Raw genomic sequence first — 12,874 nt, 5'->3', positions numbered from 1 at the left:
GAACTGCGCGCCCGGCCCCCGCCTACCCCGTCGCCCACCCCCGCTCCACCACCCCCTGATCCCGCGCCGCCAGCCGTCTCAGCATCTCCAGGACCCGGTCCCGGGACTCGTCCGCCGCGTCGATCGCCTCCATGCACTGCCAGTACGTCCCCTGTTCGTCCGCCGCGCAGGCGATACCGACGAGAGCGATACCGACCTCGCCAAGAAGACCCCCGAGGCACAACAGGGACTCTCGCGCATCACCCAACTCGGTGAGCTGAGCGGCGCGTAAGTCGGCCATGTCGAGCGGCGGCGCGTTCAGCACACCGCAGCCGCGGCCCGCCAGCTCCGTCAGTCCAAGCGCCTCGCCCCGGAGTTCCGGCGGCCCCGAGACGGCGAAGCGACTCCCTATGGCCTGGGCCAGGGCCTGCGCCTGCCACGCCTCCGCGATCACTTCGACCGTGTCCCCGCTCCCCGCGAGGGCACGCCTGCTCGCCCCGATGAGCCGCACCGCGTCCATGCGCTGCCCCCCGTCTGTCCCGACGCGCTCATCGCACGTCCGCCCGAACTCCCCTGTCCACTACCCAGAGTGAGAGCCTGCGAGACGAAAAGCCAGAGGAAGACCGAAATCTGTGGACACGAAGTTGAAAGTGGACAACTCAACGACCCCGGAGAGTGACAATCGGACTCGCCACTTCCCCGGCCCCGCCCTCTACGCCCCCTCGCCCACCGGAAACCTCCGCTCATTCCGGTCGATCTTCGCGTCGAGCGCCGCCAGCGCGTCGATGCCGAGCACCTCGCACAGCTGGAGCAGATACGCCAGCACGTCCGCCACCTCGTCCGTGACGCGGTGCGCGGTGTCCGCGTCGTCCATGACCCGCGCCGACTCCTCGGGCGTCAGCCACTGGAAGATCTCGACCAGTTCGGACGCCTCCACGCTGAGCGCGGCGACCAGGTTCTTCGGCGTGTGGTACTGCTGCCAGTTCCGCGCGGCCGCGAACTCGGCCAGCCTGCGCTGCAACTTCGCCACGTCCAGTTCACTTTCACTCACGGCGTCAGGTCTACCACCGTGACCCCCGGCACCTCGCGCACCCGGACGACATCGCCCACCGCACCCACCAGCCGGATGTGCCCCCGCTCGCACATCCGCGCCGCCAGCCGCACCAACTCCCCGGCCTGGCGCACGTCCAGCCCCCGGTCGAGGCCGTCGGCCAGCACCGTCAGCGTCTGCAGCGCGGCCGGGACCTCCCCCGCCGGGTCGACCTCCAGCACGCCGGGCCCGGTGAGCAGTACCAGGGCCAGTGCCAGATACCTCAACTCGCCGTCCCCGAGCAGCCCCAGGTGCGTACGGACGCCGTCCCCGCGGTCGAGGAGCGCGCGCACCGTGCCGTCGCCGAGCGGCTCGGCCAGGACGTCCGTGACGGGGCCCGCGCAGCCGGCCCGTACCGCCGTGACCAGGTGCGCGTAGCGGTGGCCGCACTCCGATCGGGTACGCCACAGCACCTCGGCGAGGTTGTCGCAGCCCCGCAGCAGCCGTCCCGCGCCGAGCGGCGCGGCGGCGCGCATCCGTCGGGGGCTCGGGTCGCAGGCGTACACGGACCGCAGGGCGACCACCATCTGCTCGGCCGCGGCGAGGACCCGCCGTTCGCCGTCCGTCCGGCCGGCCACGCGCAGTGGCAGCAGCGCGGTGCCGAGGCGGTCGTCGGGAAGGGGGCCCCGGGTCACCGCCGACGAGCCCGCCGTGTGCCAGGCCGCCTGGACGACCCGGCGGCCCGGGTCTCGTAGCGCGGTCTCCAGGAGGGTCAGGCCGCCCGCGGTCAACCGCTCGCCGACGATGCGCAGTTCGGGCTCGGCCTGTACGGCGACATCGAGCCGTACGGGCCCTTCTGGGCCGTCGACCGTGCAGCCGATGCGGAAGCCGCGCCGTCGCTGGGCGTCGGGCCGGGCGCGTTCGGGGACGCAGGAGGCCGGGTCGGGGAACACTTCGCCCAGCGCGGCGCCGCCGCCGAGCCGCGCCAGTGCCTCGTACGCCCGCAGGGCACCGGTCTTACCGCTGCCGCTGGGCCCGGTGAAGAGAGTGAGGGGGCCGAGCGGGAACCGGGCGCGCCGGTGTGCCGCGAAGGCGGCGAGCCTGAGTTCGGTGGCGCCGGGCCGGTCGGGGTGCGCCTCGGCCTGGGCGGGGGCCACCAGAGATGACACGGTCATATGTGGACGGTAAGCGCCCCCTGCCGGGCGAACCGCAGGCGAACCGTTACGGCGTGATGACCTTCCTACGATCGGGGGACCGAAGCGCGCCCGCGCGCGGGGCCCGGTCCTGGCCGCCCCTGGTCAGATCCCGGGAACCCCCGCCCTCCCTTGATCAGATCCCAGGAACCCCCGCCCCTTCCATCAGCCCTCGCACCTCGGTCCCGCGCGGTGTCAGCAGGAACACGTTGCGGTCGACCCGGTGCATGCCGCTCGCCAGACCGAAGACCACCCCCGTGCTGAAGTCCAGCACCCGCTTGGCGACCTCGGTCTCCGCGCTGGTCAGGTCGAGCAGGACCGGGATGCCCGACATCAGCGTCTCGGCGACGTCGCGGGCGTCCGCGAACACATTGACCCGCAGGACCACGAAGCGGCGCCGCGCCTCGGTCACGGCCTCGGGTATCGACCGGTGATCCACCGCCGAGGGCCAGGCGTCCCGGCCCCGCAGCGGAACGACCTGGGCGAGCCCTTCCCACTGCTCGTCGGTGACGTCGTGGCTGTTCACTGGCCCACCCCGTCCTGGCTCGCACTCATTGTCTGCACCGGCCAATTCTTACGCATGGTCACCCGTTCGGCCCAACAGCGACACGGTCCGCGACACCCTCACATCGCCCGCCGGCCGGTTGTGCAGCGGGCGTAACCCTCCAAGATCAGACCATGTGACATCCGCGTAACGGGCAATTCGTACTGTCGTCGGCATGACCACGACCCCCCGCCCGGAGCAGGTCCGGACCGTCTGCTCGTACTGCGGTGTGGGCTGCGGCATGGTCCTCGACATCGGCCGGGGACCGGACGGACGGCGTACGGTCCTGAAGGCGTCCGGGGACAAGGAGCACCCCGCAAACTCCGGCCGGCTGTGCACCAAGGGCGCGACCACGGCCGACATGCTCGCCGCGCCCGGCCGGCTGACCACCGCGCTCGTGCGGGAGGACCGCGGCGAGGAGCCGCGGCCCGTCCCCGTCGACACGGCCCTCGCCGAGACCGCCCGGCGCCTGCGCGCGATCATCGACGAGCACGGCCCGGACGCCGTCGCCTTCTACGTCTCCGGGCAGATGACGCTCGAAGCGCAGTACCTCGCCAACAAGCTGGCCAAGGGCTTCGTACGGACGAACCAGATCGAGTCGAACTCACGGCTGTGCATGGCGAGCGCGGGCACCGGCTACAAGCTGTCGCTGGGCGCCGACGGACCGCCGGGGTCGTACGACGATCTCGACCGCGCGGACGTGTTCCTCGTCATCGGGTCCAACATGGCCGACTGCCATCCGATCCTCTTCCTGCGGCTCATGGAGCGTGTGAAGGCCGGGGCCAAGCTGATCGTCGTCGATCCGCGGCGTACCGCGACGGCGGCGAAGGCCGATCTGTTTCTGCAGATCAGGCCCGGGACCGACCTCGCGCTGCTCAACGGTCTGCTGCACCTGCTGCACGAAGGCGGCTACACGGACCCGGACTTCATCGCCCGGCACACCGAGGGCTGGGAGTCGATGCCCGCGTTCCTCGCCGACTATCCGCCCGCGGCCGTCGCCGAGATCACCGGCATCCCGGAGGACGACATCCGGGCGGCGGCGCGGCTGATCGGTGAGGCCGGGGAGTGGACGAGCTGCTGGACCATGGGGCTCAACCAGTCCACGCACGGCACCTGGAACACCAACGCGCTCGTCAATCTCCATCTCGCCACGGGCACCATCTGCAGGCCCGGCAGCGGGCCCTTCTCCCTCACCGGGCAGCCCAACGCCATGGGCGGGCGCGAGATGGGGTACATGGGTCCGGGGCTGCCCGGACAGCGCTCGGTGCTGGTGGACGAGGAGCGTGCCTTCGTCGAGGAGTTGTGGGGGCTGCCGGTCGGGAGCATCCGGAAGGACGGGGTGGGGCAGGGCACCGTCGAGATGTTCCGGAAGATGGCCGAGGGGGACATCAAGGCCTGCTGGATCATCTGCACCAACCCCGTCGCCTCGGTCGCCAACCGCCGGACCGTCATCGAAGGGCTCGAAGCCGCCGAGTTCGTCGTCACCCAGGACGTCTTCGCCGAGACCGAGACCAACGCGTACGCCGATGTCGTACTGCCCGGCGCGCTGTGGACGGAGGCCGAGGGCGTCCTGGTCAACAGCGAGCGGACGCTGACCCTGGCACGGTCCGTAGTCGACCCGCCCGGGGAGGCGCGGGCGGACTGGCGGATCATCGCGGCCGTCGCCCGCGCCATGGGGTACGAGAAGGAGTTCTCGTACGACAGTGCCGAGCAGATCTTCGAGGAGATCAAGGAGGCGTGGAACCCGAAGACGGGGTGGGATCTGCGGGGTGCCTCCTACGAGCGGCTGCGGGGCGGGCCCGTGCAGTGGCCCGTCGCGCGGGAGGACGGGCCCGCGCGGAATCCGATCCGGTACGTGGAGAAGGGGGGCGACGGTGACCTGTCGTTCCCCACCGCGAGCGGGCGGGCCGTCTTCTACGCGCGGCCCCATCTGGCGCCCGCCGAGATGCCCGACGACGACTTTCCGTTCGTGCTCAACACCGGGCGCCTGCAGCACCAGTGGCACACGCTGACCAAGACGGGGAAGGTGGCGAAGCTCAACAAGCTCAATCCGGGGCCGTTCGTGGAGCTGCATCCGCAGGACGCGGCCGCGCTCGGGGTCGTGGAGGGTGACTCGGTGGAGGTCGCCTCCCGGCGGGGGCGGGCGGTGTTGCCGGCGGTGGTGACGGACCGGGTGCGGGTGGGGTGCGTGTTCGCGCCCTTTCACTGGAACGACCTGTTCGGGGAGTACCTGAGCATCAACGCGGTGACCAGTGACGCGGTGGATCCGGTGTCGTTCCAGCCGGAGTTCAAGGTGTGTGCGGTGTCGCTGGCGCGCGTTGCCGCCCGAAGCGGTCTTCCGAAGACGCCGGACGGGCCGAGGGCGCCCGACCGAGTCGAAACGGCGCCCGGAGGCTTCGGCACGTCACCCGGAAGCGTCGGCGCGTCACCCGGAGGCTTCGGCCTGGAGCTCGCTCCCCCGCCCGTGCTCTCCTCCGTCGAGCGCCAGTATCTCAGCGGCTTTCTCGCCGGGCTCTCCTCCGGGCTCCCGGGCGTGCCCGTCCTCCCCCCGGACGCCCCCTTCGACCCCGAGCACGCCCTCTGGGTGAACGGCGTGCTCGCCGGGATGTACTCGCGCTCCGCGCCCCCGACGGCTCCGGCGCCGGAGTCCGCCGGCCGTGAGGTGGTGGTGCTGTGGGCCTCGCAGACCGGGAACGCGGAGGAGTTCGCGACGGCCACCGCCGAGCGGCTGGCCGCCACCGGGCACCGGGCGCGACTGGTCGGCATGGACGAGGCGGACGTCGGCGCGCTCGCCCGCAGCGCCGATCTGCTCTTCATCACCAGCACCTTCGGGGACGGTGACGCGCCCGACAACGGGTCCGGACTGTGGGACACCCTGTCCGGGCAGGAGGCCCCGCGGCTGGACGGCGTGCGTTATGCCGTGCTGGCCTTCGGCGACTCCTCGTACGACGACTTCTGCGGGCACGGGCGCCGGCTGGACGCGCGCCTGGACGAGTTGGGCGCCGTACGCCTGGCTCCCCGTACGGACTGCGAACCGGACTACGAGCCGAACGCGGGCGCCTGGCTGGAGCTGGTCCTCACCGCGCTCGGCGGGCGGTCCGAGACGCCTGAGGCGCCCCGGCCCGCCAAGCCCGCCAAGCCCGCGCCGGCCGCCGCCACCGCCCGCCTCACCGGCAACCGGCTGCTCAGCCTGCCCGGCGCCGGCAAGGAAGTGCGCCGGTTCACCTTCGACACCCGGGACAGCGAGAGGCCGCTGCCGTACGAGGCGGGGGACGCGCTCGGCGTACGGCCCGTCAACTCGCCCGGTCTGGTTGCCGAATGGCTGGAGACGATCGGGGTCGACGACTCGACGGCCGTCGAAGTGACAGGTTTTGGTGAGGTCTCCTTCGGCGAGGCCCTGCTTCGGCATTTCGACATCACGCGGATCACGCCGGACCTGCTGCGCTTCGTCGGCGAACGGACACGTGACGGCCGCGAGTTGAGGAAGCTGCTGCGTCCGGACAACAAGGGAGAGCTGGCACGCTGGTCCTGGGGACGGCAGGCCGTGGACGTGGTGGCCGAGCATCCGGTGCGCGCGTCGGCGGCGGAGTGGGCCGAGGTGTTCAAGCGGTTGCAGCCCCGCCTGTACTCGATCTCGTCGAGTCCGCTCGTCGACCCGTACCTCGTCTCACTGACCGTCTCGGTGGTGCGGTACGAGAATCCGGGCGGCCGGCCGAGGGGCGGGGTGTGTTCGCCCTTCCTCGCCGATGCCGAGCCGGACGCGGAGGTCCCGGTCTTCGTGCAGCGGTCGCCGCACTTCAGGCCCCCGGCGGACGCGACGACACCCATGGTGATGGTGGGGCCCGGTACCGGAGTCGCGCCGTTCGTCGGCTTCCTGGAGGAGCGCCGGGCGCTCGGCCATCGGGCGCCGAACTGGCTGTTCTTCGGCGAACAGCACCGCGCCACCGACTTCTACTACGAGGACGAGCTGACCGGACTGCTCGACGACGGCTCGCTCACCCGGCTCGACACGGCGTTCTCGCGCGACCAGCGCGCCAAGGTCTACGTCCAGGACCGGATGCGTGAGCACGGGCCCGAGCTGTGGCACTGGCTCCAGGACGGCGCCCGCTTCTATGTGTGCGGAGACGCCTCGCGGATGGCCAAGGACGTCGACCGGGCACTGCGGGACATCGCCGTCTCGCACGGCGGTCTGGGCGAGGCCGAGGCCATCGCGTACGTCAAACAGCTGGCGGCGGAGAAGCGGTACGTACGGGACGTGTACTGAGTCACGGGAGACACGGGGTGTGGTGAGCCCACCGAGGGTCGCGAGCCGCACATAATTGGCGAAACTCAACTATTCCCACCGCACCGACATCCGTTGTCCCTCCGCACCGCACATTGAGGCGTACCCATGAGCCTGAGCATCCGCAACCAGCTCCCCGGAACCGTCACCTCCGTCACCCCGGGCGAGGTGATGGCGACGGTCAAGGTCCGTCTCGACGGTGGCCAGGACCTCACCGCGGCCATCACCGCGGAGGCGGTCGAGGACCTGGGTCTCGCCGCGGGGTCCACGGTCCGCGCCCTGGTCAAGTCGACGGAGGTGTCCCTGGCCACCGGGCCGGTCGACGGGGTGAGCATCCGCAACCAGTTCCCCGGCACGGTGACGGAGGTCTCCACGGGCGGGGCCATGGCCCGCGTCAAGGTCGAGGTCCCGGGCGGCGAGCTGACCTCCGCGATCACCAAGGACGCGGTGACGGAGCTGGGCCTGGCGGCCGGATCGACGGTCGTGGCGCTCATCAAGTCCACCGAGGTGTCCCTCTCCAACGCCTGAGACACCTCCGTATGCCCCGCCAAAGCATGAGACGCCCTTATATGAGACGCTCCCATACGACACGCACCCACATCGGCCGTAAACACTCTTCTTACCGCCCTCATACCGGACTCTTCACGTCCGGCATCACGGCCTTCATCTGCGGGAATTACCGTCCAATCCCGTGTACTTGGCAGAAATGAGGCCGTCGACCACCGGCCAGAAGGCCCTCACGAAGGCGTCGCCCGACGAGACGCCCGCGCAGTGGCACCGCGTCCTGACCCTGCTCGCCGACGTCAGCCTCTTCATCGGTACGCGCCCGATGTGGACGGCGGCCGCGAGCCACCGGCTCGCCGTCGCGGCGGTGATCTCGGTCTGCTACGCCTCGATCCTGGTGACGGGCGTCCTGACGCTGACCGTGCGCCGGAGTCGCTCGTTGGCCCGCCTCGACCTGGTGGTCCTGGTGACGGCCGTCATGCTCGCGGTGTGCGGGTTCGCCATCTACCACGGCGGCGGTGACGAGTCCGTCCTCACCGCGCAGGCCGCCCGCGAGTTCGTCGCCGGGCACCAGGTCTACGACCAGCCGTGGCCCTGGCTCTTCGGGCAGCACGGGGTCGCTCTCACCCCGACGATGACCGGCGGGTACGACTACACGTACGGCTATCCGCCGCTGCCCCTGCTGCTCACCGCACCGCTTCTGTGGGTCGGGCACGGGGCCGCCCCCGCGGTCCTGACCGCCACGGGTGCCCTGATCGTGGCCACGATCGTGATGTGGCGGATGCTGCCCACGCAGTGGCGGTCGGCGGCCACGCTGGTCTGCCTCGGGCTCGGCCTGCTGCCCGCGTACGCCCGGCTCGGCTATCCGGCGATCGTCGCCTGCGCCTTCCTCATCCCGGTGGTGGTGGGCTGGCCGCGGATGGGCTACGGCGGGTGGAGCGACTGGGCGCGGGCGGCGTGCCTGGGCGCGGCCTGCGCCTCGCAGCAGCTGCCGTGGTTCCTCACGCCGTTCCTGCTGGCCGGGGTCTACGCCCTGCGCCGCGGAGATCTCGGAGCGCGTGCGGCGGCGGCCGCCGTGGGCCGGATCGCGGGGGTGGCCGCCCTGACCTGGCTGCTGATCAACGCTTACTTCATCGTGAGCGAGCCACGCAGCTGGCTCTCCGGGATCGCGCTCCCGCTCACCCAGAAGGCGAACCTGCACGGCCAGGGCCTGGTCGGCATCTCGCTGTACTTCACCGACGGCAGCGACCGGCTGTCCTGGTACTCGCACGCGAGCATGCTGCTGGCCGCGGGGCTGCTCGGGCTCTTCGTGCTGTTCGTGCGGCGGCTGGGGCCGGCCGCGGTGGTCCTGCCGTGGTGCGCGTTCTTCCTGGCGACACGTTCGCAGGACGGCTACTACCTGATGATGACGCCGCTCTGGCTGGCCGCTGCCGTGACCGCGCCGCCGTCGGCCTTCGCCACGGCGTGGCAGCCCCGGCCCGCCTTCCTGCGCGGCCCGCACCGGCAGCGGGCGCGCGTCGCCGCGGGTGTGCTGCTGATCGCCCCCGCCCTGGTCGCGTCGACCCTGGCGGTGACGGGCTCACCGCCCCTGAAGATGCGGCTGGTCGGCGAGAGCCGGACCACCACCGCCAAGGCCGTGACCGCTCTCACCGTCCGCGTCACCAACCTCGGCGACGCGGCCCTCACCCCGCACTTCACCCTGACCACGGGCCAGGGGATGGGCCGCTACTGGTCCATCAAGTCCGGCCCCGCCACGCTCGGCCGGCACTCCTCGGCCAGCTACGAGCTCCTGCCGCCCTCCGGCAGGTTCACCCTCCCCCGCGCCGGAGTACGCATCCGGCTGCGGGCCGTCTCGGCCACGCCGATGACGCTGTCCAGCACGGATCTGCACCTGAAGGCCCCGGCAAGCACCCGTTAGGCCCCCTGGCGTACGCCGCCGGTCGCGGTTCTCCGCGGCCGGCGGTAGACGTCAGGAGGATGATCCGGAAGCGGCGTACTGCGTTCTCAGTAGTCGGAAATGTCGGCACGTGCACGACGACGGGAGGGGTCTGCCACGGGCAACCTGATGGGGTTCCCGAGATCGGACGAGTGGAGACCTCAGCCCGTGGCTACTTTCCTCTATCGACTGGGCCGTACGGCCTTCCGGCGGCGTTGGTACGTCGCCTTGATCTGGGTGGCGGTGCTCGGCGCTGTCGGCTTCGGTGCGGCCAAGGCTCCCGCCGCTCCTGATCCGAACAACTCCATGCCGGGGATCGAGTCCCAGAAGGCGTTCGACCTCATGGAGCAGCGCTTCCCCGGGGCGAAGGCCGACGGGGCGAACGCCCGGATCGTCTTCGTGGCCCCCGACGGACAGAAGATCACCGCCGCGGAGAACAAGAAGACCATCGACAAGCTGGTGGACGAGGCGGCCGACGGCTCGCAGGTCGCGAGCGCGGTCAGCCCGTTCCGGGCGAACGCGGTGAGCAAGGACGCCACGACGGCGTACGCCACCGTCACCTACAAGGTGAAGGCCGACGACCTCACCGACGCCAGCAAGAACACCCTGAAGGACGCGATAGCGCAGGCCAAGCACGCGGGCCTGACGGTCGAGGTCGGCGGCACGGCGCTGGCGACCACACCCTCGGCGGGCGGAGCGGCCGAGGGGATCGGTATCGCCATCGCCGCACTGGTCCTGCTGATCACCTTCGGTTCGCTGACCGCCGCCGGACTGCCGCTGCTCACCGCGATCATCGGTGTCGGCGTGTCGATGGCCGCGATCATGGCCCTGTCCAGCGCGTTCGGCCTCTCCTCGACCACGGGCACGCTCGCCACCATGCTCGGCCTCGCCTGCGGCATCGACTACGCCGTCTTCATCGTCTCCCGCTACCGCGAGGAACGCGCCAAGGGCCACACCCCGCAGGAAGCCGCGGGCCTCGCCACCGGAACCGCAGGATCCGCCGTCGTCTTCGCCGGCCTCACCGTCGTCATCGCCCTCGCCGGCCTGTCCGTCGTCGGCATCCCCATGCTCACCAAGATGGGCCTCGCCGCCGCCGGAGCCGTCATCGTCGGCGTCTTCATCGCGCTGACACTGGTCCCGGCCCTCCTCGGCTTCTGGCCCAACGCCGTCCTCTCCCGCCGCTCCCGCAAGACCGGAGAGATCAAGGAAGGCGGCGAGAACAACGGCGGCAGCCGCTGGGCACGCTTCGTCCTGCGCCGCCCCCTCCCGGTACTCCTGCTGTCGGTCGTGGGCCTGGGAACACTCGCCGTACCCGTCATGGACCTCCAGCTGGGCATGCCCGGAGACGAGGCCAAGCCCACCTCGACGACCGAGCGCCGCGCCTACGACGACCTCGCCAAGGGCTTCGGCCCCGGCTTCAACGGCCCCCTGACCATCGTCGTGGACGCCAAGGCCGCCGCGAACCCCAAGACCGCGGTCGCGACCATCGAGAAGAAGATCAAGGCCACCGACGGAGTCGTGTCCGTCTCCCCCGCACGCTTCAACACCGCGGGAGACACCGCGGTCTTCTCCGCCGTCCCTTCCACCGCGCCCACGGACAAGAAGACCCAGGACCTCGTCAAGACCATCCGGAACGAGCGCCCCGCCACCGAGGCCTCGACCCGCGCCGAATTCGAGATCACCGGCACCACCGCCCTGAACATCGACATGGCGGAGAAGACCCAGAACGCCCTGATCCCCTACCTGATCGTGGTCGTCGGCCTGGCCATCCTGCTCCTGATGGTGGTCTTCCGCTCGATCCTGGTCCCGATCAAAGCGGCCGTCGGCTTCCTCCTCTCGGTACTCGCCGCCCTCGGCTCCGTCGTCGCGGTCTTCCAGTGGGGCTGGCTGGCCTCACTCCTCGGGGTCGAGACCACCGGTCCGATCATGAGCATGATGCCGATCTTCCTGGTGGGCATCGTCTTCGGCCTCGCAATGGACTACGAGGTGTTCCTCGTCGCCCGGATGCGGGAGGCATACGTCCACGGCGACAGCCCCAGCCGCGCCATCCAGAACGGCTTCCGCCACAGCGCCCGCGTCGTCGTCGCCGCCGCCCTGATCATGATGGCCGTGTTCTCCGGATTCATCGGCGCCGGCGAGTCAATGATCAAAATGATCGGCTTCGGCCTCGCGATCGCCGTCATGTTCGACGCGTTCGTCGTCCGCATGGCCTTCGTACCGGCAGTCCTGGCCCTCCTCGGCAAGGCCGCCTGGTGGATGCCCCGCTGGCTGGACCGGACCCTGCCCAAGGTCGACGTGGAAGGCGAGGCGCTCACCCACCAGTCCGCCATCGCCCCGGCACACGACGACCCGGCCGCACGGGAACCGACCCGCGTCTGACAATCCCGCACACCGGAGGGCCGCCCGTGCCGAGCACGGACGGCCCTCCGGGCCGTTCGTCGGCGACGTCACCCACCAGGGCCGCCGCACCCGACAGGAAACCCTCCCGATGATCACCAAGTGGCAGCGGTTCGCCAAGGACCATCCCCCGCGCCGTCAACGCGATGGTCATCCTGGCGGTCTTCGCGCTCTCCGTGGTGGGCAGCGAATGGAGCAGTTCGAAGCCCTCCGGCGAGCGGATCGAGTGGTGGCCGGCCGTCCTCCTGGAGGGTGTCGCCTGCGCCGCCCTCTGGTGGCGTCGCAGCCACCCCCGTACCGTCGTCGCGGTGACCGCCTCCTGCGTCAACACCGGCACCGTGGCGGGCTATCCGATCAGACCGCTGCTGCTCGGACCGGTGATGATCGCGCTGTACCGGCTGGCCATCCGAACCAGCCGGGCGACCGCGCGCATCGGCCTCTTCGGAGTCTCGGCGCTGGTGGTGCCCACGGCCGTCCTCGCCGACCACTACGACCACCCGTTGTTCTTCCGCACGGTCGAACCCGTCTTCTGGCTGCTGGTGCCGGTCGCCTGGGGCACCACGGCCCGGCTGCGCGGCGCCTACCTGGAAGCCGTCCACGCGCGCGCCGAACACGCCGAGCGCACCCGCGACGAACAGGCGCGGCACCGGGTCGCCGAGGAGCGCATGTGCGCATCGCGCGCGAGCTGCACGATGTCGTCGCCCACCACCTCGCGCTGGCCGACGCCCTGGCCGGGGCCGCCGCGCACCTCGCCCGCAGCCGCCCCGACCAGACGCGGCGGATCCTGGGCGACCTCGCCGACACCACCTCCTCGGCGCTACGTGAACTCAAGTCCGTTCGGTGGCGACGGTGAAACCGCCCTCCGGTCGCCGGTACGGACGGTTCCAGGGGCGTGTCGGGATCGTCGGCCTGGCGCAACAGGCCGACGCTGCCGCTTCACCCCTGAGAACCCGGCCCTGGTACCGCAGGCACCCCCACGCCCCCTGATGCCCCGTTTAAGTAAGCGATC

General features: G+C 71.1%; 9 protein-coding genes. 5 read left to right on the top strand and 4 right to left on the bottom strand.

Translation table 11 applies throughout. From position 1 onward, the window contains the following. Positions 1-22: 22 nt before the first annotated feature. The 4 genes from ABZ656_RS11345 to ABZ656_RS11330 all read right to left on the bottom strand — a co-directional run bounded on the left by ABZ656_RS11345 (position 23) and on the right by ABZ656_RS11330 (position 2,728). Positions 23-499 carry a DUF6099 family protein gene (locus ABZ656_RS11345; RefSeq protein WP_101401221.1) on the bottom strand — a complete coding sequence of 159 codons (477 nt, stop codon included), beginning with the start codon at positions 497-499 and terminating at the stop codon, positions 23-25. A gap of 192 nt (positions 500-691) precedes the next feature. Continuing rightward, entirely contained in the window at positions 692-1,030 is a 339-nt protein-coding gene (locus ABZ656_RS11340) for a nucleotide pyrophosphohydrolase (RefSeq protein ID WP_075030563.1), read from the bottom strand. Then, positions 1,027-2,184: an ATP-binding protein gene (locus tag ABZ656_RS11335; protein WP_360266737.1), complete on the bottom strand. Its 1,158-nt coding sequence runs from the start codon at positions 2,182-2,184 to the stop codon at positions 1,027-1,029. Before ABZ656_RS11335 ends, ABZ656_RS11340 begins: the two co-directional genes overlap by 4 nt. 154 nt (positions 2,185-2,338) lie before the next feature. Beyond that, the gene (locus tag ABZ656_RS11330) at positions 2,339-2,728 is read right to left on the bottom strand and encodes a cell division protein SepF (RefSeq protein WP_101401219.1); all 390 of its coding nucleotides are present in this window, start codon (positions 2,726-2,728) and stop codon (positions 2,339-2,341) included. 193 nt (positions 2,729-2,921) lie between these two features. On the opposite strand from ABZ656_RS11330, the gene ABZ656_RS11325 reads away from it, so the two are divergent. The 5 genes from ABZ656_RS11325 to ABZ656_RS11305 all read left to right on the top strand — a co-directional run bounded on the left by ABZ656_RS11325 (position 2,922) and on the right by ABZ656_RS11305 (position 12,718). Beyond that, entirely contained in the window at positions 2,922-7,010 is a 4,089-nt protein-coding gene (locus tag ABZ656_RS11325) for a bifunctional nitrate reductase/sulfite reductase flavoprotein subunit alpha (RefSeq protein ID WP_360266734.1), read from the top strand. A 126-nt stretch (positions 7,011-7,136) separates the two neighbouring features. Continuing rightward, positions 7,137-7,556: a TOBE domain-containing protein gene (locus ABZ656_RS11320; protein ID WP_360266731.1), complete on the top strand. Its 420-nt coding sequence runs from the start codon at positions 7,137-7,139 to the stop codon at positions 7,554-7,556. Positions 7,557-7,734: 178 nt separating this feature from the next. After that, a complete protein-coding gene (locus ABZ656_RS11315) occupies positions 7,735-9,450 on the top strand; it encodes a hypothetical protein (protein ID WP_360266728.1) in 1,716 nt (571 codons plus the stop codon). 186 nt (positions 9,451-9,636) lie between these two features. Then, a complete protein-coding gene (locus tag ABZ656_RS11310; RefSeq protein ID WP_180362109.1) occupies positions 9,637-11,847 on the top strand; it encodes an MMPL family transporter in 2,211 nt (736 codons plus the stop codon). Between the two features lie 109 nt (positions 11,848-11,956). Continuing rightward, positions 11,957-12,718 carry a histidine kinase gene (locus ABZ656_RS11305; protein WP_360266724.1) on the top strand — a complete coding sequence of 254 codons (762 nt, stop codon included), beginning with the start codon at positions 11,957-11,959 and terminating at the stop codon, positions 12,716-12,718. The last annotated feature ends 156 nt before the right edge of the window (positions 12,719-12,874 follow it).

The organism is Streptomyces sp. NPDC007095, assembly GCF_040634475.1.
Lineage (GTDB): Bacteria > Actinomycetota > Actinomycetes > Streptomycetales > Streptomycetaceae > Streptomyces.
This window is presented reverse-complemented; position numbering and strand designations above follow the sequence as displayed.

Bases quoted from the DNA above. Each gene is read 5' to 3' on its own strand.
- ABZ656_RS11345 (WP_101401221.1), bottom strand. From the start codon at position 499: ATGGACGCGGTGCGGCTCATCGGGGCGAGCAGGCGTGCCCTCGCGGGG.
- ABZ656_RS11335 (WP_360266737.1), bottom strand. From the start codon at position 2,184: ATGACCGTGTCATCTCTGGTGGCCCCCGCCCAGGCCGAGGCGCACCCC.
- ABZ656_RS11315 (WP_360266728.1), top strand. From the start codon at position 7,735: ATGAGGCCGTCGACCACCGGCCAGAAGGCCCTCACGAAGGCGTCGCCC.
- ABZ656_RS11320 (WP_360266731.1), top strand. From the start codon at position 7,137: ATGAGCCTGAGCATCCGCAACCAGCTCCCCGGAACCGTCACCTCCGTC.
- ABZ656_RS11305 (WP_360266724.1), top strand. From the start codon at position 11,957: ATGATCACCAAGTGGCAGCGGTTCGCCAAGGACCATCCCCCGCGCCGT.
- ABZ656_RS11325 (WP_360266734.1), top strand. From the start codon at position 2,922: ATGACCACGACCCCCCGCCCGGAGCAGGTCCGGACCGTCTGCTCGTAC.